15 protein-coding genes and 2 pseudogenes are annotated in these 19355 nt (G+C 70.2%); 12 read left to right on the forward strand and 5 right to left on the reverse strand.

Annotated features, from left to right (window positions below):
* Positions 1-82: 82 nt before the first annotated feature.
* Positions 83-499 carry a hypothetical protein gene (locus H9L22_RS16115; protein ID WP_187720787.1) on the forward strand — a complete coding sequence of 139 codons (417 nt, stop codon included), beginning with the start codon at positions 83-85 and terminating at the stop codon, positions 497-499.
* A 394-nt stretch (positions 500-893) separates the two neighbouring features.
* Here H9L22_RS16115 and H9L22_RS20640 read toward each other — a convergent pair.
* Together H9L22_RS20640 and H9L22_RS20645 are read right to left on the reverse strand one after the other, a co-directional pair.
* Positions 894-2434, reverse strand: a pseudogene (locus tag H9L22_RS20640) (DUF222 domain-containing protein).
* Between the two features lie 794 nt (positions 2435-3228).
* Positions 3229-3932, reverse strand: a pseudogene (locus tag H9L22_RS20645) (helix-turn-helix transcriptional regulator); the annotation flags it as partial.
* Positions 3933-4166: 234 nt separating this feature from the next.
* On the opposite strand from H9L22_RS20645, the gene H9L22_RS16135 reads away from it, so the two are divergent.
* Complete coding sequence (locus H9L22_RS16135; protein ID WP_187720790.1) at positions 4167-4631, forward strand: hypothetical protein; 465 nt, start codon at positions 4167-4169, stop codon at positions 4629-4631.
* A gap of 387 nt (positions 4632-5018) precedes the next feature.
* Here the strand turns inward: H9L22_RS16135 and H9L22_RS16140 are convergent, their stop codons facing one another.
* The gene (locus H9L22_RS16140; protein WP_226965935.1) at positions 5019-6413 is read right to left on the reverse strand and encodes an MFS transporter; all 1395 of its coding nucleotides are present in this window, start codon (positions 6411-6413) and stop codon (positions 5019-5021) included.
* 140 nt (positions 6414-6553) lie between these two features.
* On the opposite strand from H9L22_RS16140, the gene H9L22_RS16145 reads away from it, so the two are divergent.
* The 6 genes from H9L22_RS16145 to mshB all read left to right on the forward strand — a co-directional run bounded on the left by H9L22_RS16145 (position 6554) and on the right by mshB (position 11860).
* Complete coding sequence (locus tag H9L22_RS16145) at positions 6554-8203, forward strand: branched-chain amino acid aminotransferase (protein WP_320060559.1); 1650 nt, start codon at positions 6554-6556, stop codon at positions 8201-8203.
* Positions 8204-8305: 102 nt separating this feature from the next.
* Entirely contained in the window at positions 8306-8623 is a 318-nt protein-coding gene (locus tag H9L22_RS16155; RefSeq protein ID WP_187720793.1) for a hypothetical protein, read from the forward strand.
* Positions 8620-9000 carry a hypothetical protein gene (locus H9L22_RS16160; protein ID WP_187720794.1) on the forward strand — a complete coding sequence of 127 codons (381 nt, stop codon included), beginning with the start codon at positions 8620-8622 and terminating at the stop codon, positions 8998-9000. The genes H9L22_RS16155 and H9L22_RS16160 overlap by 4 nt, the downstream gene beginning before the upstream one ends.
* Before the next feature lie 61 nt (positions 9001-9061).
* A complete protein-coding gene (locus tag H9L22_RS16165; protein ID WP_187720795.1) occupies positions 9062-10216 on the forward strand; it encodes an LLM class flavin-dependent oxidoreductase in 1155 nt (384 codons plus the stop codon).
* A gap of 128 nt (positions 10217-10344) precedes the next feature.
* Complete coding sequence (locus H9L22_RS16170; RefSeq protein WP_187720796.1) at positions 10345-10938, forward strand: CE1759 family FMN reductase; 594 nt, start codon at positions 10345-10347, stop codon at positions 10936-10938.
* A 25-nt stretch (positions 10939-10963) separates the two neighbouring features.
* Positions 10964-11860 carry an N-acetyl-1-D-myo-inositol-2-amino-2-deoxy-alpha-D-glucopyranoside deacetylase gene (gene mshB / locus H9L22_RS16175; protein ID WP_226965936.1) on the forward strand — a complete coding sequence of 299 codons (897 nt, stop codon included), beginning with the start codon at positions 10964-10966 and terminating at the stop codon, positions 11858-11860.
* Positions 11861-11870: 10 nt separating this feature from the next.
* On the opposite strand, the gene H9L22_RS16180 is transcribed toward mshB, so the two are convergent.
* Positions 11871-12521 carry an HAD-IA family hydrolase gene (locus H9L22_RS16180; protein ID WP_187720797.1) on the reverse strand — a complete coding sequence of 217 codons (651 nt, stop codon included), beginning with the start codon at positions 12519-12521 and terminating at the stop codon, positions 11871-11873.
* 89 nt (positions 12522-12610) lie between these two features.
* Between H9L22_RS16180 and H9L22_RS16185 the strand changes: the two genes are divergently transcribed.
* Entirely contained in the window at positions 12611-13582 is a 972-nt protein-coding gene (locus H9L22_RS16185; protein WP_187720798.1) for a diacylglycerol/lipid kinase family protein, read from the forward strand.
* 74 nt (positions 13583-13656) lie between these two features.
* Positions 13657-14268 carry a DUF4126 domain-containing protein gene (locus H9L22_RS16190; RefSeq protein WP_187720799.1) on the forward strand — a complete coding sequence of 204 codons (612 nt, stop codon included), beginning with the start codon at positions 13657-13659 and terminating at the stop codon, positions 14266-14268.
* Here H9L22_RS16190 and H9L22_RS16195 read toward each other — a convergent pair.
* Positions 14250-14810: a hypothetical protein gene (locus H9L22_RS16195; protein ID WP_187720800.1), complete on the reverse strand. Its 561-nt coding sequence runs from the start codon at positions 14808-14810 to the stop codon at positions 14250-14252. The two genes, H9L22_RS16190 and H9L22_RS16195, sit on opposite strands and share 19 nt — an antisense overlap.
* Positions 14811-14867: 57 nt before the next feature.
* Here H9L22_RS16195 and H9L22_RS16200 point away from each other — a divergent pair, with 57 nt between their 5' ends.
* Positions 14868-16949 (forward strand): NAD(+) synthase, encoded by a 2082-nt coding sequence (locus H9L22_RS16200; RefSeq protein ID WP_187720801.1) that lies wholly within the window; start codon positions 14868-14870, stop codon positions 16947-16949.
* Between the two features lie 4 nt (positions 16950-16953).
* Entirely contained in the window at positions 16954-19353 is a 2400-nt protein-coding gene (locus tag H9L22_RS16205; protein ID WP_187720802.1) for a hypothetical protein, read from the forward strand.
* The last annotated feature ends 2 nt before the right edge of the window (positions 19354-19355 follow it).

Genomic DNA, 19355 nt, shown 5'->3' on the forward strand with positions numbered 1-19355 from the left:
CGTCGGTCTCCGATGCCCGGCAGAGGCGCCTCCCGCACAAGGCCGAGCCGGGTCGGCGGACGGGCTGCCGTAGGCTGGGCGAATGGGCGAGGAACTTTCGGAGCGGCAGCGTGCCGCCAGGATCCGTCACGAGCTGAGTGAGAGTTCGGCGCGCGCTGAAGCTGCTCAGGCGCAGGTGCTGATCGACGAGTTCGTCCGCACCGCAACCGCGCAGGGCCTCCAGCCGCGCCCGCTCAAGGCCCGCACGCTGGATGGCCACCTCGTGAAGACGGACAAGGTCGGCTGGTACCTGCGGACCAACCATTCGCTGGCGATCGGTACGGACGGTTCTTACTACTCCTTGACGGTGCCCGGAGGGCTGCTGGAGCGGTTCCGTGGCGTGAAGCTGTCGCCGTCGCTCGCCGTCATGCAGGTGGGCCGGGGTGGCCGCGACGGTGAGACGGGCGATCTGAAGGAGTTCCTGGCCTGGGTGCTGGACGGGACGATCCCGCAGGACTGAGAGTGGGGGCCTGAGCCGACCGCCTGCTGGGCGTCCTTCGAGACGCGGGTTCCTGAGCTTGTCGTCCTTCGAGACGCTCGCTGGCGCTCGCTCCTCAAGATTCTCGTTCCCTGAGCCGGCCGCTTGCGGCCGTGTCGAAGGGCCGGTTCTGGGACGGTCGTTCGAAACGCCAGTTCGCTGGGCCTGTCGTCCTCCGAGACGCTCGCGCAGGCGCTCGCTCCTCAGGAACCATCCTTCGAGACGCGGGTTCCCTGAGCTTGTCGAAGGGTGGTCCCTGAGCTTGTCGAAGGGTCGCTCCTCAGGAACCATCCGTTCGAGACCTCGAGTTTCGTTCCCTGAGGAGGTTGTGAGGTACGAGCAACCGTCTCGAAGGGGCGTCCTGCTGGTCGCGGCCTTAGTCGTCTGGTGTGGCCCAGGCGGGTGACATGGGGAGGTCATCGACGGGGTAGTGACGGCGCGGCTGCGACGAGTCGTGACTGGCGCCCTCACTTCGTTCGCCTCTTTCCGGCTCCTGGCTTGGTCCCGGCTGTCCCGGCGGGCGCGGCGGTGCAGACGGGGTGGGTGCGACCTGTGGTTCGGGTGGTCCGAGGGCGTCGTGAACCGGTCGGTGATCGGATCGTTCTCCCGGGTCGTCCTGACTGGTTGTGGGCAGAGTTCTCCCGTGGAGCCGGTACCGGTGGTGCTGACGCGTCCGTCGGCTCGGATCCACGAACTTCGGCGGGGTGAACCAGGGGTTCCCGTTGTTGTCGAAGTGGATCTGCCATTGCATGTCCGGGCCCTTGAGTGGGTCGGGTTCGGCGAGGCGATGGTGGTAGCAACACAGGAGGACCCCGAGGGCGAGGCTGGTGATGCCTCCTGCCTTCCAGGGCTGGGTGTGGTGCCGGTCGCAGGCCGACGGTGGGGCGTCGCAGCCGGGGAAGGCGCAGCCCCGGTCGCGGATGGCGAGGGCTGTGCTGATGGCTTTGGTGAAGTATCGCCGCGACCTTCCGACATCGAGTGGCCGACTGCCGCCCCCGAGGACCATGGGGATCAGGTCGGCGTCGCAGGCGAGCCGTCGCGCCTCTCTTGCAGAGATGCGGATCCCGGTGTCGAGGACCTCGGCTTTCCCGAGGCCGGTGAGAAGGGTCTGGTAGTCCAGGGTGACGATCACGTGGGGTCGGTCCCGCCGTGGGTGGGGAGTTGGCCACTGTTCGCTGCGACGGTGCACAACCGCGCGAGCGCGTCGGCGCGGCGGGCCGCAGCCGTCGGACGCTCTCCGGTGTGGGTGTAGGACTCGGCCGATGGCATCAGTGCAGCCAACTGTGCGAGCAGCAACTCTCCGTCGGCCAGCGGGAGGCGGCCCCGCAGGAGCATGGAGCCGTGGTGGTCGGGTGCGATCGTCAACGACCGGCTGGCGTGGGCGACGCGGGCGTCGCGTTCCGCCCGCGCGGCGTCCTTCTCGTCGGCGTGGTCGGGGTCGATGACCTCGACCATCCGGGTGGCCAGGGCGAGCAACTCGCTGGGGTCGAATTGGGTGGCGTAGCCGATCAGCTCGTTCTGGCAGTGGACGGATTGGGTCTCGGTGAGTTGGAGCGGGTTGAGTCCGGTCATGATCGCCCGGGCCTGCTGCTCGGACAACTGTCCGTCACGCAGCGCCTCCAACAGGAGCGGGTAGCGGGTCTCGAGTTCTCTGGCGAGGCGGATGTCGCCGCGGACCTGCCGGATCGTGGCCCGGTTGCTGTTGTGGAGGCGGTGGTCGAGTTCGTCTCCGGCGGCGCCGGTCATGGCGGCCTGCTGAATGAGAGCGAGCCTCGTGCCGGTGATCCTTCCGGTGACCTGTTCGAGCCTTTCGATCAGGGTCAACGCTTCTACCCGGTCGTGGATACGCAGCGCAGCCAGGCTTGTTTCGAGGTGCTCGATGAGCTCCTCGATCCTGGCTGCTGCGGTGCCGTCCATAAGGTCTATTCAACAGAGGGGGTCTGACACTTTTTTCTGGGGAATAATCGGGAAACGCTTGCCGGGGGGTGTTTCTGGGATCTGTTCGCTACAAGCGAACACATCGCGGGTATTGGTCCTTGTCAAGAGCATGTGGGTTGCGGGTCGTGCGGGTTCCGGCTGGGGAAACTCGGGGCCTGGAGAATGCCGCCCTGGTCGTGCTGTTCTGCGTCTTCGTTCGGCTGGGAACTGGGGTGCTCGTCCGGGTCTACTGGCGTCCTTTGGGCTTTCCGGGCAATCATCTGCATCGTCGTTCACTTATCTGGCTTTCCGGGCATGAATCTGGTTCCGGCGTGCATTCTGCTGGCTCAGGCCGCGGCTGTGGCGATATGCACACAGCGGCGGCTCAGTGGAGATTCGTGCACGGGGCGGGCGCTCTGGGGGCCACGTACGTCCCTGGGCCTGCCGCGCACCCGTCGGGATTCCTGAGCACGAATCTGGCTCCAGCGAGCATTCTGCTGGCTCAGGCCGCCGCTGTGGCGATATGCACATAGCGGCGGCTCGGTGGAGATTCGTGCACGGGGCGGGCTCTCTGGGGGGCCACGTACGTCCCCAGGCCTGCCGCGCACTCGTCGAAGTTCCCGAGCACGAATCTGGCTCCTGCGTGCATTCTGCTGGCTCAGGCGGCCGCTGTGGCGATATGCACGCAGCCGCGGCTCAGCGGAGATTCGTGCACGGGGAGCGGGGAGCGGTGCGCGGTGTACGGGGAGCGTTGCGCGGGGACGGGGCGCGACCACAGGGCGATGGCGGAGCGGTCAGGGGGTGGCGACCGGAGAGACGCCGTCGCGCAACTGTCGGAGACGGGCCGCCGACTCAGTCCCAGGCTCAGCCGTCAACACCGTCAACTGGACTGACGGGTGGCCGACCACGTCCAGGCCGGTGAAGTGCAGAGTCAGTTCGCCCACCGTCGCATGTCGATAATGCTTGATGCCGGAGTCGTGCCTCCACACGTCCTGGCCTTGCCACAGCTCTCGGAAGGCGCTGCTCGAGGCCCTCAGCTCGTCGATGAGGGCACGCAGGCCGGGGGACTTCGGGTCCCGGCCCAGTTCCGTACGCAGCTGAGCGACGTTGACCCGGGCGACCTCGTCCCAGTCGGTATAGAAGTCCCGGGCCCCCGGCTCCTGGAACAGGTAGCGGGAGAAGTTCGGACGGCCCCCGCGGCCGCGATCATGTCGCCCATCAGCGCGCCGCCGAGGTCGTTCCACGCGAGCAGGTCGGTGCGGCCGTTCCCCACCAATGCGGCGGACTCGGTCATCGAGTCCAGCGTCCAACGAAGGCCCTGCGAGGGGCCCCACCGGAGCTCGGCGGGAGCAGGTGGTGCGGGGCGCCCCGCGAGGTGGAAGAGGTGGTCCCGTTCGGGAGCGGTGAGAGCCAGCGCCCGGGCCAGGCCCTCGAGAACTGATTCAGAGGCGGTAACCAGCTCACCGCGCTCGAGCCTGCCGTAGTACTCGACGCTGACCCCGCAAGCTGCGCGGCCTCTCCCCGACGGAGCCCCGGCACGCGGCGGTCAGCCTCATGCGGGAAGCCTGCCTCCTCCGGCGAGCGTCGCGCCCGGTGTGTCATGAGGAACTCGCGGATCTCCTTGCGGTCCATAACCGCAGCCTACGCAGGGGGCCGCCTACGTGGGGTGCCCTGCGGGGGCACGGCAGGACCGGGACTCCCGCCGTGGCCCCCCTTCCGGTGGGCTGACACCATGCTCAAGCAACTCTTCGCAGTGACCGCCCTGGTGTCCGGTGCCCTGGCCGCGGCTCCCCTCATGTCGGGCGCCCTCGCGGCAAGTCCCCTCGTGCCGGACAGCCTGTTCGCCGCCCTCCGCCCGGCCGCCCCGCAGTCGCTGGTGTTGGCCGGGGAAGCAGACGTCGTCACCCGGCTCGCCGGCCGGGTTCTCGCTTTCGACGACCGGATGGGCTCGGTCCTCGTCGCATCCGCGCCTGACGGCCTGCACGAGGCTGTGGGGGCTGCGTCAAGTGTCGCGGGGAGCGTCACGGTCGGCGACGTCTACTACGCCGTCGCCGTCGATGAGGTCTTCGTTGCCCTCGCTCCCGTGACAGTGGGGGAGGACGACGAGGTCATCCGGCTCGGTCGGGCCGACAACGTCGGTGAGCTGACCTCCTGCGTGCGCCGGTGTGAGCTGGCGGTCAGGAGCGCCCGCGGCTGATGAGGTCTGAACCGTCGGCTGGGTCGCCGCGCCGCAGGAGTGCATGGTGCCACCTGTGGCACCAGCCATCGGGCTGGATGCGTCGTTACTGGCCCGCTCCTTGTGCACGAATCTGGCTCCGGCGATCATTCTGCTGGCTCAGGCCGCGGCTGTGGCGATATGCACGCAGCGGCGGCTCAGTGGAGATTCGTGCACTTTCGAGAGGTCGCGCGGCGGCTTCTCAGCCTGTCGAAGGCCCGCTCCTTGTGCACGAATCTGGCTCCGTCGAGCATTCTGCTGGCTCAAGCCGCCGCTATGGCGATATGCACACAGCGGCGGCTCAGCGGAGATTCGTGCACTTTCGAGAGGTCGCGTGGCCGCTCCTCAGCCTGTCGAAGAGCGCGCTCCTCAGCTCTCGTTGTGGCCCTTCCCCAGGACGTCCAGGCCAGGGGGCTCCGGAACCGGCTCGTCCGCCACGTCCGCGTTCACGTCTCCGGCCGCGTAGACCACCGTCAGTCGCCCATACGTCTTCGTGAAGAACGCCGCGAGCGTGACGATCAGCCCCACGAGGCTCGCGATCACGAACACCAGCGCGATTCCGCGGGCACTGCCCGTGCCGAGCAGCGGCGCCAGGAAGGCCGCGCCGCGCTCCGACTCGGCGAACGGGATCAACCAGAACTGCGCCATCGGGCCGATGATGAACGCGCTGATCGGCGCCGCCGATACCTCGACGGCCTGGGCGAAGCCGAACACCCGGCCCTGACGCTGCAGCGGCACCACCCGCTGCAGCAGGGTCTGCTCCGCGGCCTCGATGAACGGCACCAGCGCCATGTACAGGAAGATGCCGATCGCCAGCAGCGGGATCCAGTCGCGCAGCGCGAACCCGAACGCAACGATCCACATCGCCCCATTCGCGAGCAGGAGGCTGCGCAGCGGCCGGCTGCCCAGGCCCGCCTTCGCGATGACGGCGCCGCCGACGATGAACCCGATGCTGCAGACCCCGAAGAGGATGCCCCACGCCTGCACCGACATCAGCTCCAGCCCGTAGGGGTCGAGCAGGCCCATGAAGACGCCGCCGAGCAGGTTGTTGAAGGTCGAGAATAGGATGAGGCCGAAGAGTCCGGGGACGGCGACGACGCCGGCCCAGGCGCCCTTGAAATCGACGGCCTTCGGGGCGCCCTCGGCGTGGACGATCGTCGGCTCCGGGATGCTGATCAGCAGCAGATGCCCGAGCGTGAGGACGGCGACGGCGATCGACACGAGCGTCACCCCGCCGATCCCCAGCCAGCCGATACCGAGCCCGGAGACGACGCCGGCCACGAGCATGGTCGCCCCGTTGACGGCCCCGACGGCGCCATTGGCCTTCGCCCTGTCCTCCGAGGCGACGAGGATCGTCACGCACGTCGACAGCGCCAGGCCGCGGATCATCGCGACCATTGCGCCCAGCAGAATGAGGCCCGTGAACAGCCAGAACCAGGCGCCCCGGGGATTGGCGAGCGTCTCGAGGGGGACCAGAAGGTAGACCACCCCGGCGAGCAGGAATGCCGCCGCCGTCCCGATGGCCGACCAGATCATGACGGTGTGCTTGCGGTGACGGTCGATGAGACTCCCGAAAGGCACGCCTAGGATCGCCATGCCGAGCATGTAGGCGCCGCCCAGGAACGACGTCACCATCACGTTGCGCGTCTCGAGGTACGCCCAGAAGGTGACCGCGTACCAGAGGAACGCCGTCCCCAACATGGTGGCGGCAGTGTTCACGACGACGTGGGTGAAGGCCCGCGCGCGTGCCCTGGTCGGATCCATTCCGGAAACGCTACACGCGGCGGGGACCCTGCGGTACACCCTCGCGGGCATGGTGTCCTCCGCCGCGCAAGCCGCTTCCGCGGAGGATCGCAGGATGGACCGGGCCGGACGCGCGGACCATGGCGGTTAGCATCGCCCCCATGCCCGAGTTCACCCTGACCCGCACGACCCACCCGACCTCCGACGCCGCCCGCCAGGCCGCGCTCGCCGACCCCGGGTTCGGTCGCTACTACGTCGATCACATGGTCGTGATCGATTACGTCGAGCGCGACGGCTGGCAGGATCCCCGCGTACTTCCGATGTCCCAGTGGCAGCTCCACCCCGCGGCAGCGGTGCTGCACTACGGGCAGGAGATCTTCGAGGGGCTGAAGGCGTACCGCCGCGCCGACGACTCCATCTGGCTCTTCCGTCCCGACCGCAACGCGGCCCGCTTCGTCGCCTCCGCCCAGCGCATGGGCATGGCCGTCCTCCCCGAGGAACTCTTCCTCGGTGGCGTCGACGAACTGGTGCGGCTCGAGCAGTCCTGGGTGCCCAACGCCGAGAACGAGCAGAGCCTCTACATCCGGCCGTTCATGATCGCCTCCGAGCCGTATCTGGGCGTCCGGGAGGCGTCGAACTACCGCTTCGCCGTCATCGCCACCCCGGCCGGCCCGTACTACTCGGACCCCGTCAAGCTGTGGATCACGCCGAACTACACGCGCGCCGCCCCCGGCGGCACCGGCACCGCCAAGTGCGGCGGCAACTACGCCGCCAGCCTCGTCGCGACGCAGGAGGCCTACGCCAACGGCTGCCAGCAGGTGCTCTGGACTGACGGCGCCGAGCACAAGTGGGTCGAGGAGTGCGGCACGATGAACATCATGTTCGTCACCGCCGACAACGAACTGCTCACCCCCTCGCTCGGCTCGATCCTCGCCGGCGTCACCCGTGAATCCATCCTCGCGCTGGCCGCCGACCACGGGCTCACCCCATCGAGCGCCCCATCGAGATCGACGAGGTCCTCGACGGCGTCGCCTCCGGCCGGATCCCCGAGGTCTTCGCCTGCGGCACCGCCGCCGTCGTCACCCCGATCACGGGCTTCAACTCGCCGCAGCGTGGCGTCCAGGTCGTCGGCGACGGCGAGCCCGGCGCGAAGACCCAGGCCATCCGCCAGCACCTCGTCGACATCCAGTACGGCCGCGCCGAGGACAAGTTCGGCTGGACGCGCCGGGTCGTCTGAGCGGACCCCACCCGCCATGCCGCCATCCCGTCGCCCCGAGCTCACCCGGCAGCTGAGCGGGGCCGAGTTCCTGCGCTGGTACTGGCTCAAGGACGAGGTCGTCGGCTTCGCGCGCGACCTCGGCCTGCGCACCTCCGGGCCCAAGGATTTGGTGGTGCGCCGCGTCGCGGCGGCCCTCGACGGCGTCGCCTACGTCGAGCCCGCGCCCGCTCGGTCGCCGAGCGGCGCGCAACTCGCCGGTGACCTCTCCCGCGACACCGTCATCCTGGCAGGGCAGCGCTGCAGCCAGGCCGTGCGGGCCTGGTTCGTGACGCAGGTGGGCGGCGGGTTCGCGTTCGATGCCCCGATGCGCGCCTTCTTCGCCGCAGCCGACGGCACCACGACGCTCGGCGATGCGCTGAGCCACTACCGCGCCACCAGGGGAAGCGGCCCTGACGACATCGACACCCAGTTCGAGTTCAACAGGTTCACCCGGACCTGGCACGAGCGGCACCCGGGCGGAGACCGTGCCGCGCTGCTCGCGGCCTGGCGGGACTACCGGGCGCGGCCCGTTGACGAGCGGGGGAGGGGCTGAGCAGACGGTGATCGCCGCTCGGCGAGAGCTATCGCCCCTCAGAGCCCCACGGCGCTGCCGCGTCGTGCCACGCTGGTCGCACGCACCGCGAGAGGAACTCCCATGACCCAGCCACCGCAGTCTCCCTACGGTCAGGGCAACCCCGTCGGTCCCGGCCCCCACGGGCCGGGCGGACAGCAGTATGGACAGCAGCCCCCTGGCTACCCGACGCAGGGAGGAACGCAGCAGCCCCAGCCGCAGTGGCAGCCCCAGCCCCCGTATGGGCAGCAGTGGCAGGCCCCGCCGCCCGGCCCGTCCAAGGGCGGCAAGGCCGGCAAGATCCTGACGATCGTCGGTCTGGTGCTGGTCGTCGGTGCGGCTCTTCTCGGCGGGGAGCGGCGCTCGCCGGCGGCTCCGTGCGCCCGGCCGAGAGCGCGATGATCGACGTCCAGGGGGCCACCGAGGTTCCCGTGGCGGATGAGCAGATGCAGGTGATCTACACCACCGACCCGGCCACCTCGTGTTCCGTGACAGGACCGAGCGACACCGTTCCCAACGTCACGCTCGGCTTCAGCATGAACTTCGACCGCGACGGGGCCATGTACAGCGCGATCGGGAAGGTGGGCGGCCCCGGCGAGGCGAACGGCACCTACACCGTCGAGTGTGACGGCGACGCCGTCGTCGGGCCGGCGATGAACGTGGGCGCGCTGACGGCCACGGTGCTCATGATTGTCGCCGCCGTGGGGCTGGCCACCCTGGGTGTGATCCTCCTCATCGTGGGGCTCGTCCTGCGGGCATCGGCGAAGAAGAGGAACTGACCTCAGGAATAGTTGAATCCTCAATCATGTTGTAGCCTGGTGCAAGCACAAGGAGGCAGACATGCAGTTCGGCATCTTCACCGTCGGTGACGTCACCACCGACCCGACCACGGGGCGTACGCCGTCGGAGCACGAGCGCATCCGCGCGACCGTCGAGATCGCGCTCAAGGCCGAGGAGGTCGGGCTGGACGTCGTCGCCGTCGGGCAGCACCACAACCCGCCGTTCGTCGCGTCGTCCCCGACGACGACCATGGCCTACATTGGGGCCCGGACGAAGCACATCATCCTGTCGACGGCGACCACGCTGATCACGACCACCGACCCGGTGCGCATCGCCGAGGACTACGGCACCCTGCAGCACCTGCTCGAGGGGCGCATGGACCTCACACTGGGCCGCGGCAACACCGGGCCCGTCTACCCCTGGTTCGGCAAGGACATCCGCGACGGCATCGCCCTCGCGGTGGAGAACTACGCACTCCTGCATGAGCTGTGGCGCGAGGATGTCGTCAACTACGAGGGGCGCTTCCGCACCCCGTTGCACGGTTTCACGGCCACCCCGCGCCCCCTCGACGGCCTCCCGCCGTTCGTCTGGCACGGCTCCATCCGGTCCCCGGAGATCGCGGAGCAGGCCGCCTACTACGGCGACGGCTTCTTCCACAACAACATCTTCTGGCCCGCCAGCCACACCCGGCGGATGGTCGACCTCTACCGGCGCCGCTATGCCCACTACGGACACGGCACCTACGAGCAGGCGATCGTCGGCCTCGGCGGCCAGGTGTTCATGCGGAAGAACTCGCAGGACGCCGTCCGGGAGTTCCGGCCGTACTTCGACAACGCGCCGGTCTACGGTGGCGGCCCGAGCCTCGAGGAGTTCACGCGGGAGACGCCGCTCACCGTCGGTTCGCCGCAGCAGGTGATCGAGCGTGTGCTCGGGTTCCGCGAGTACGCCGGCGACTACCAGCGCCAGCTGTTCCTGATGGATCACGCGGGGCTGCCGCTGAAGACGGTGCTCGAGCAGCTCGACCTGCTCGGCGAGGAGGTCGTTCCGGTGCTGAGGAGGGAGTTCGCCGCGCTGCGCCCCGCCGGGGTTCCGGACGCTCCGACCCACGCCAACCGGCTGGCTGCGGCCGGCGGTCGGCCCGCCGTCGACGAGACGGCCGAGCCGAGCGTGGACCGGTGGACCGGCACGCGCGCCGAGGATGACAACCTGCTCTGACCGGCGCCATGGGCCTGTCTCGCGTGGCGAGGCGGGCCCTTCGTCTGCGCGGGCCACCCTGTCCGTGGAATAGTTGAACGTTGAAGTATATTGTAGGCTGGTGAACACCCAGTCCAGGAGGAGAAACCATGACCCGCGTCGTCGTCATCTCGGGCGGCCTCGGCACCCCGTCCAGCACCCGTGTGCTGGGCGATGACATCACCGCGCGCCTGCGCGAGTCGCTCGCCCTGCGCGGCGAGGAGCTCGAGGCGACGGTCGTCGAGCTGCGTGAACTGGCCCACCCCATCGTCGACGCCATGCTCACCGGGTTCGCCACCGGCGCGCTCGCCGACGTCCTCGACGCCGTCGGTTCGGCCGACGCCCTCGTCGTCGTCACCCCGACGTTCTCGGCCTCGATCAGCGGCCTCGTGAAGAGCTTCTTCGACATCCTCGAGAAGGACGCCATCGTGGGGATGCCGGTACTCATGGCGGCGACCGGCGGCACCGAGCGGCACTCGCTGATGCTCGACTTCGCAATGCGACCGCTCCTCAGCTACCTCGGGGCCCTGCCTGTGCGCACCGCGATCTTCGCCGCGACCTCCGACTTCGGAGGCCCGGGCGCAGCCTCGCTGGCCTCCCGCGTCCGGACCGGGGCGGACGAGCTCGCCGACGCCCTGACGGGCGGCGGGCGCCGGATTGCGCAGGATAGGTTCGTCGAGTTCTCCGCGCTTCTCGGACGCTGAGAGCCTGATCGTTATGCTGAGCGCCGTGTCTGATCGCCGTCTCCTGCTCGTCCATGCCCATCCGGACGACGAGTCCAGCCAGTCCCCGGCCACCATGGCCCGCTACCTCTCCGAGGGGGCCCAGGTCACGCTCGTGACCTGCACCCTCGGCGAGCTGGGCGAGATCCTGGTGCCCGACTGGGCGCACTTCACGCCCGCCGAACTCGGCCAGCACCGGCTGGGGGAGGTCAGCGTCGCGATGGGTGCGGTGGGGGTGACCGACCACGTCTTCCTGGGCGGCGTCGGCCGCTATCACGACTCGGGGATGGTGCGCGACGACGAGGGACGCGTCCTCGCGCCCGCCAGCCTTCCAGCCAATGCCTTCTGGTCCGCCGACCTGCTCGAAGCCTCTGACCAGCTGGTCGAGGTCATCCGCGACCGGCGACCGCAGGTGCTCATCACCTACGACCCGCACGGCAACTACGGCCACCCCGACCACATCCAGGCGCACCGCGTCGCGATGTACGCGACGCTGCTGGCCGCCTCGCCCAGCCATCGGCCCGACCTCGGTGAGCCGTGGCAGATCTCGCGGGTGCTGTGGAACTCCCACAACACCGAGCTCTGGACGCAGGGCTACGCCATCGCGAAGGAACGCGGCATCGACCTGTGGCCCGACATCGAGGGCGAGCCGGAGCCCGGGCGGTTCGGCCCCGACCCGGCCCGCATCGTCGCCGTCGTCGAGACCTCTCCCTGGCTCGACGTGTGCCGCGCCGCGCTCGACGCCCACCGCAGCCAGGTGGATCCCGCCGACCCGTTCTGGCAGTTCTACCGGATCGTCCAGGAACTGCCGGGCGCAGGCGAGGCCTACCAGCTGGGCTTCGGCATCCCCTTCCCGGACACGGGCAGCCTGGCCGACGACGTCTTCGCCGGGCTCGGCGTCTGAGCCGGCCGCGCTAGCCGACGGCCACGCCGCCCGGCGCTGCGAGGCCCAGCAGCGGTCGCAGGTCGACCAGGCCCTCCACTGAGTACCGTGCGTCGTCGTCGACCGGAGCGGCCGCCGACTCCAGCGTCGCGGCCGTGACGCCCGCCGCCCGCGCGGCCACCGCGTCGATCGGCCGGTCCCCGACGGCGAGGCAGTCGTCGGCCGACAGCCGGTGCCGGGCCAGCATCTCGGTGAACATCGCGGGATCCGGCTTCCTGGGGTGCCCGTCGACGGCGGAGATCAGGTCGTCGACCCGGAGGCCGAGTCCCGCGATCAGCGATTCGGCGCTGCTCCGCTCGCGGTGCGTGACCACCAGATTCAGCCCCCCGGCCGTGGCGACGTCGCGCAGCAGCTCCCGCGCTCCCGGCATCGCCGGCGGAGGGTACTCCTCCCAGCGTCGCTTCAGCTCCGCCTCGGCCGCCCGGAAGGCCGCCTCGTCGATCCCGAACCGGGACGACAGAGCCGCGATGGCCTCGCCGGTGGAGCGGCGCGTCAGGCGCGCCACCTCCGCCTCACTCACCTGGCCTCCTGCGTTCCGGACGACGGCCGCGAGCGTCCGGTCGAGCGCGGGGTAGGTGTCCACGAGCGTTCCGCCAAGGTCCCAGATGACATGTCGGTACATGAACGCAGCCTAGGGTGCGGCGGGCGTCGAAAACCGATGCCCCCTGGACAATCCCCGTTGTGGGCCCCTCGGCGGGGCAGACTGGGGCCGTGAGCATCGCCGCCGTCATCTACAACCCCACCAAGGTGAGCCGGGAACGGCTCGCCGAGCTGGTGACTCCGGCCGAGCAGGCGGCGGGCTGGGACCCCGGCATCTGGCTCGAAACCACCGAGGAGGAGACCGGGGCCGGGCTGGCGACGGAGGCGGTCCGGCGTGGAGCCGCCGTGGTCCTCGCGGCCGGCGGTGACGGCACCATCCGGGCGGTGGCCCAGGGGCTGCGGGGCAGCGGCGTCCCGCTCGCCGTCCTGCCCCACGGCACGGGAAACCTCCTGGCCCGCAACCTCAACCTCGCACTCGATGACCTCCCCGGAGCGGTGGCCGCAGCCTTCGACGGCGTCACGCGCCCCGTCGACGTCGCCGTCGCTCGGCTCCTGCGGCTCGAAGGAACTGCCGAGGAGCACGTCTTCGTCGTCATGGCGGGCATGGGTCTCGACGCCCAGATCATGTCCACCACCGATGAGCGGCTCAAGCGACGCGTCGGGATGCTCGCCTACGTCAAGGCCGGCGCCGAGGCGCTGCTGCGCGACCGCCGGATGCGGGTGTCCTACCAGTTCGACGACGACTCCTTCGGCTCGGCCCGCCTGCACACCGTCCTGATCGGCAACTGCGGCTCCATCGGCGGCAACGTGATGCTGATGCCGGATGCCCTCGTCGACGACGGCATCCTCGACATCCTGGCCGTGCGGCCCCAGGGACTCTTCGGCTGGGTGCGTGTGGCGTGGCGGGTGCTGGTCGACAACGCATTCGTCAGGAAGATGCTGCCGGGACGGGAGAGCAGGACAGACCGGACCCGCGAGTTCCTCTACCGGCAGGCGGAACGGGTCCAGCTGCGGCTCCGCGGCCCCGAGGAGATCGAGCTGGACGGCGACCACCTGGGCGAGGTCGTCGAGGTGGAGATCGCCGTCGACCCCGGGGCGCTGCTGGTGCGGATGCCTGCGGGCTGGGAGCCCCAGGCTCCCTGAGCCACCCCCGAACCGTCCCCCAAATCGGCTCCGCGCGCGCCGGAACCGGCCACGGGGCGTCAATACTGGCGGACATGGAACTGCTTCCGATGACGTTCGCCGCGGGCTGGGCCTCGGGCATCAACGCCTACGCGACGGTGTTCGTGCTGGGCCTGCTCGGGCGCTTCCTCGGCTCCGAGGGCGTGCCGGCGGGGTTCGAGCGCACCGACGTGCTGATCGTCATGGGCGTGCTGGCACTGGTCGAGTTCGTGGCTGACAAGGTCCCCATCGTCGACTCGGTGTGGGACGTGCCGTCGACCGTCATCCGGCCCATCGCCGGAGCCGTCATCGGTGCCCTGATCGCCGGGGCCCAGGGCGACCTGGTGACCATCACGCTCGCCGCTGTCGGCGGTATCACCGCGCTGATCAGCCACCTCGCGAAGGCGGGCGTCCGGCTGGCCGTCAACAGCTCGCCGGAGCCCGTCACGAACGTCGGTGCCTCGGTCGCGGGTGACGTCGGCGTGGTGGGCGTGACGACGCTGGCGGTGCTCTACCCGGTGGCCGCCGCGGTCATCGCGGCGATCCTGCTCCTGCTGACGCTGGGGCTGGGGATGCTGCTCGCGGCCCGGATCCGGAAGGGTTGGCACTGGCTCAGGGACCGCTGGGGGCGGGGCGGGGAGTCCGAGACCTACCGGTCGAGTCCGTAACGGACGGCGCCCGCCGCGACACCGGCCCCGAGGATGAGGGCGACCACGATCGTCCAGGCCGTCAGATCCGCGGCGCCCGGCGCCGGCGCGGGGGCCGGGAGAGGCGCCATGGGTGCCCCGAGGAGAGAGGTCAGTTCGGCGGCCGTGTCGTCGTCGTAGAGCCAGGTGCCGCCGCACAGGTTGGCCTCCAGCGGTCCGGAGCCGTTGGCGAACAGGATGATCCGGTCGCCCTGACCGATCCCCTCCAGCCCGCAGCTGGCGCTCGAGACCGCGCTGAGCATCCGCACCTCGGCCACCGCGGGGCCCTTCCAGACGGCGTCCAGGTCGACCAGGTAGGTCGTCGCGGCCGCGGAGCTCGACTGATCGGCCGGCGGGGTGACCCGGCGGACCGTGCCAGAGCCCACGACGTCGGCGAACTCGACGAACTCCGGCACCGTCGACACCGCGCAGCTGCAGGCGGAGGCGGCCGGCGCCTGCACCCAGGCGATGCCGACGGCGCCGGCCAGCACGGACAGGATCAGCACCAGGGCCTTGAAACGCATGGCCCCATTATGGTTCGCGTGGTCGGCCCCGGTTGTGTTCGTGGGAGACTCGGCCGCATGGAGTTCACGAGCCTGTACAGCCACGGCTTCGCCCGCGTCGCCGCCTGCACCCTCCCCGTCGCCCTCGCCGACCCCCGGGCCAACGCTGAGCGGATCATCGAACAGGCGCGGCTCTGCCACGACGACGGCGCTGCCGTCGCCCTCTTCCCGGAGTTGTCGGTGAGCGGCTACTCGCTCGACGACCTCCTCCTGCAGGACGTGCTGCTCGACGCCGTCGACGCGGCCATCGTGCGGATCGCCGAGGCGACGGAGACCCTGCGGCCCGTCGTGGTCGTCGGCGCCCCGTTGTTCGTCGACCATTCGCTGTACAACTGCGCGGTCGTGCTCCACCGCGGCGCCGTCCTCGGCGTCGTTCCCAAGTCGTTCCTCCCGAACTACCGCGAGTTCTACGAGAAGCGGCACTTCGCGCCCGGCGCAGGCGTGACCGGCTACCTGTCGCGCCCCGACTGGCCCGGTGCCGACGCCGACGGCGAGGTCCCCTTCGGCACGGACCTGATCTTCGAGGCCGTCGACGTGCCAGGCCTCAACATCGCCGTCGAGATCTGCGAGGACATGTGGGTGCCGGTGCCGCCCTCGACGAAGGCCGCCCTGGCCGGCGCCACCGTCGTGCTCAACCTCAGCGCCTCCCCGATCACCATCGGCCGCGCCGACGACAGGGCCCTGATGATCCGCTCGCAGAGCGCGCGGGCCGGCGTCGCCTACGTGTACGCCGCCGCCAGCTTCGGCGAGTCGAGCACCGACCTGTCCTGGGACGGGCAGGCGATCGCCTACGAGGCTGGGGATCTGCTGGGCGAGTCGGGACGCTTCCCCTCCGACGCGCAGCGTCTCGTCGTCGACGTCGACCTCGACCGCCTCCGGCAGGAGCGGCAGCGGCAGGGGTCGATCGCCGACAACCGGGAGGCCGAGGGCGTCAGCCACGGCGACTTCCAGCACATCGGGTTCATGGTCGACCCGCCGACGGGCGACCTGGGCCTCCGCCGCCCCCTCGACCGGTTCCCGTTCGTCCCCGACGATCCGGCCCGCCTCAACCAGGACTGCTACGAGGCCTACAACATCCAGGTCTCTGCGCTCGAGCGCCGCATGCTGTCGATGTCCGGCGGCGTCGCGGAGAAGGCGCCGAAGATCGTCATCGGCGTGTCCGGCGGCCTCGACTCCACGCACGCGCTGATCGTCGCGGCCAAGGCGTGTGACCGGCTCGGCCTGCCGCGCACCCACATCCTCGCGTTCACCCTCCCCGGCTTCGCCACCTCCGACCACACGAAGAACAACGCGACGGTGCTGTCCGAGGCGCTGGGCGTCACGTTCGAGACCGTCGACATCAAGTCGATGGCCGAGTCGCTGCTGAAGGCGCTCGGACATCCGGCGGGCGACGGTGAGCCCGTCTACGACGTCACCTACGAGAACGTGCAGGCCGGGCTGCGGACCGACTTCCTGTTCCGCGCCGCCAACCAGCGGGGCGGCTTCGTGCTGGGCACCGGCGACCTGTCCGAACTCGCGCTGGGCTGGTGCACCTACGGCGTCGGCGACCAGATGAGCCACTACGGCGTCAACGCCGGGGTGCCCAAGACGCTGATGCAGCACCTGATCCGCTGGGTGATCGCGACCGACCAGTTCGCCGACGCCGCCGTCAACGAGACCCTCGACTCAATCCTCAACACGGAGATCTCGCCGGAGCTGATCCCGGTGGCGGACGGCGCGAAGCCGCAGTCGACGCAGGACTCCATCGGGCCGTACGCGCTGCACGACTTCACCCTGTACGGGATCCTCCGGCACGGCTACCGGCCCAGCAAGATCGCCTTCCTGGAGTGGCACGCCTGGCGCGACGCCGACGCCGGGCAGTGGCCCGCCGGCTACCCGGAGGCGGACAGGGCGGCCTACGACCTGGCCACCATCAAGCGGTGGCTGACGGTGTTCCTGCGCCGGTTCTTCTCGAACCAGTTCAAGCGCACCGCGATGCCGAACGGCCCCAAGGTGCTGGCCGGCGGCTCGCTGTCGCCGCGCGGCGACTGGCGCATGCCGTCCGACGGCTCGGCGAAGGCGTGGATCGACGAACTCGAGGCACGCGTTTCCTTAGGATGACCCCATGCCGCAGCCGAGCGAGCACGAGCCCATCTTCGCCTCCGCCGACCTCCCCGCGGAGGCCGCACGGGCGTGGCTGACGGCTCTGTTCGACGCCCAGGCCGCCGCCGGCGACCCGGAGGCGCTGACATCCGGCCAGCGCGCTGACCTGCGTGAACTGCTTGGCAGCACGTGGTGGCGGTCGCTCTTCAGGGGCGAGTCCACCGTCGAAGATCCGGAAGCGATCCTGATCCGTGCCCTGCCCCCGGCGGTGCGGGCCGCCTCGGCCGCCTCGGAGGGCGCGATCGTCCTGGCCCTGTACCTGCGCAACCTGATCAACGAGGCGTGGTCGATGGCGTGGGACCACCAACTGCTGGTCGCCACCGTCGAGGTGGCCTGCGGGGAGGCAGCCAGGCTGCGGGCCGAGGGGGCTGACCGGGCCGACGACGAGGTGGCCGAGCTGGCGTGGCGGCTGCTGGGGTTCATGCGGAGCGAGTTCCGCGTCGAGTCGGCGCTGCTCACCGGGAGGCTGGAGGTCGTCCTCGAGGTCACCGACGACGCCGTCCGGCAGGCCGGGCCGCTCGTCGACGCCATCCGGGAATGCGCGCCGGGAGCGGCCCGCGATGCGCTGCTGCGGGAGGCATCGAACGAACTCACCTACTACCGCACCATCCGCGCCTGCGCACGGGTCGGGCAGCGGCTGCTGACCGGGGACCGGCGCGACGCCGCGGCCGAGCTCGACCGGATGCGCGCCCACGTCGAGGCGACCGACTTCAACCACGTCGACGCCAGCGAGCTCCGCGGGCATCTGGCCGCCGTGGACACCATCAACGCAGCCAGGGACCGGGAGTGGCTGCACGTAGACGCCGGGCGGATCCGCTTCGTCTACCCGTTCGGCATCCGGCAATGGGGCCATGCCGACGCAAGCGACCTCGTGGAGGCGCTGCGCGTCCGCGCCGAGGAGCTCGGCGCCCGCGGAGGGTCGTTCGGCGACCTTCCGGTCGTCGAGGCGCTTGCCCGGCTCGACCTGAGTGACGTCTGGCAAGGTACCGACAACTTCGGCCGCGGTTACCGGGGCGCGACCATCCGGCTGGGCGACCTCCTCCTGACCAGGGGCGGCGACGACGCGCCGCTCATGACTATCCGCTCCCGGATCCAGCTCTCGCAGCTCGGCAACCACAGCGTGGTCTTCGAACTCGACCTCGACGACGCCCCGGCCCACCGCGTCGCGGAGGCGCTGCACCTGGCCAGCCCGGTGTTCGGGGACCTCAGGGAGCTCGGCGATGTGCTCAGGATGGCCGTGCCCAACGGCATGCCGCTGGCCGGGATCCCCGCAGTCGCGGCAGGCGTGATCGACGGGCTCCGGACCCTGCTCGACGCCGTCCCCGGTCAGGTCAGCGGCGAGGACCTTGTCGCGCGGGAGGGGTCGTTCGGGATCCTGGTCACGGTCCTCGCGGCCTCCATCGTCGACCCCGCCGGCAGGCGACGGCTGTCCGACACGCATCGGCTCCTCGACCTGTGGGGCGCTCCGCCGCTGCTGCATCCGCTGCCCAGCGGGGTCGCAAGCGTGGCCGACTGGGCGCTCCACGATCTCGACTCGGTGCGGACCTGGCCCCTGCTGCACCTCAACCGGGAACTGCTGGCGGCCACCAGCAACATGACCCTGCTCGCATCCTTCACGTCGCCGGACTACGCCGTCAGCGAGATGGAGAGCTACATCGAGTTCGCCCACAGCCTCCACGGCATGTACCACGGCTGGCAGGACGGGGTGCGCTACTACGCGGAGCGGATTGCCGACCTGCTCCGCGACACCGAGGTGACGCTCGAGGAGGCCGACGAGCTGGACCAACTCGGCGAAGACGCCCTGTCGCCGCGGCGGACCGGCGTCATCGCGCGGCTGGACGATCTCGTGCGCGACGTCGAGCGCACCGAGTTGTCGCTGCAGTCGTTCGTGCAGTCGAACGAGGCGATCATGCTCTTCGTCGAGTCGCCGGACATCGTCGCCTCTCCGCCGCTGCGCACCGACCTCGACACGATCCTCGAGTCGAACGGGTACGAACGGCTGCGCAACGGGTTCACCCGGGCTGTCGCCGACGTGCTCGGCACCCGGCTTCGGCCGCTGCTCGACGTTGTCCACCGCCGGATGGCGCAGGCGTACACGGAGGAGACGACCGCGCTCCGGGAGGCGCGCGACCAGAGGATCGCCCTGGCCTTTCAGCTGCTGGGCGTCGTGTTCGGCGTCGTCGGCCTGTCCGGACTGGCGGCGATCCTTCAGGCAGGCAACCCGGGCTGGGGGCCCGATGTTGCCTGGGGTCTGCTCGCCGGCATTCTGGTGCTGGCCGGGCTCATCAGCCTTGTGCTCTACCTGTTGGCCCGGCGGGGACGCCGAACATTGCGGCGGGGCGGAAGGAACGAACGGAGATGAAC

Source organism: Tessaracoccus defluvii (genome assembly GCF_014489575.1).
Taxonomy (GTDB): Bacteria; Actinomycetota; Actinomycetes; order Propionibacteriales; family Propionibacteriaceae; genus Arachnia; species Arachnia defluvii.

Excerpts from the sequence above, each read along its gene's own strand:
- H9L22_RS16115 (WP_187720787.1), top strand. The coding sequence starts at position 83 with ATGGGCGAGGAACTTTCGGAGCGGCAGCGTGCCGCCAGGATCCGTCAC.
- H9L22_RS16135 (WP_187720790.1), top strand. The coding sequence starts at position 4,167 with ATGCTCAAGCAACTCTTCGCAGTGACCGCCCTGGTGTCCGGTGCCCTG.
- H9L22_RS16140 (WP_226965935.1), bottom strand. The coding sequence starts at position 6,413 with ATGGATCCGACCAGGGCACGCGCGCGGGCCTTCACCCACGTCGTCGTG.
- H9L22_RS16145 (WP_320060559.1), top strand. The coding sequence starts at position 6,554 with ATGCCCGAGTTCACCCTGACCCGCACGACCCACCCGACCTCCGACGCC.
- H9L22_RS16155 (WP_187720793.1), top strand. The coding sequence starts at position 8,306 with ATGACCCAGCCACCGCAGTCTCCCTACGGTCAGGGCAACCCCGTCGGT.
- H9L22_RS16160 (WP_187720794.1), top strand. The coding sequence starts at position 8,620 with ATGATCGACGTCCAGGGGGCCACCGAGGTTCCCGTGGCGGATGAGCAG.
- H9L22_RS16165 (WP_187720795.1), top strand. The coding sequence starts at position 9,062 with ATGCAGTTCGGCATCTTCACCGTCGGTGACGTCACCACCGACCCGACC.
- H9L22_RS16170 (WP_187720796.1), top strand. The coding sequence starts at position 10,345 with ATGACCCGCGTCGTCGTCATCTCGGGCGGCCTCGGCACCCCGTCCAGC.
- H9L22_RS16180 (WP_187720797.1), bottom strand. The coding sequence starts at position 12,521 with ATGTACCGACATGTCATCTGGGACCTTGGCGGAACGCTCGTGGACACC.
- H9L22_RS16190 (WP_187720799.1), top strand. The coding sequence starts at position 13,657 with ATGGAACTGCTTCCGATGACGTTCGCCGCGGGCTGGGCCTCGGGCATC.
- H9L22_RS16195 (WP_187720800.1), bottom strand. The coding sequence starts at position 14,810 with ATGCGTTTCAAGGCCCTGGTGCTGATCCTGTCCGTGCTGGCCGGCGCC.
- H9L22_RS16200 (WP_187720801.1), top strand. The coding sequence starts at position 14,868 with ATGGAGTTCACGAGCCTGTACAGCCACGGCTTCGCCCGCGTCGCCGCC.
- H9L22_RS16205 (WP_187720802.1), top strand. The coding sequence starts at position 16,954 with ATGCCGCAGCCGAGCGAGCACGAGCCCATCTTCGCCTCCGCCGACCTC.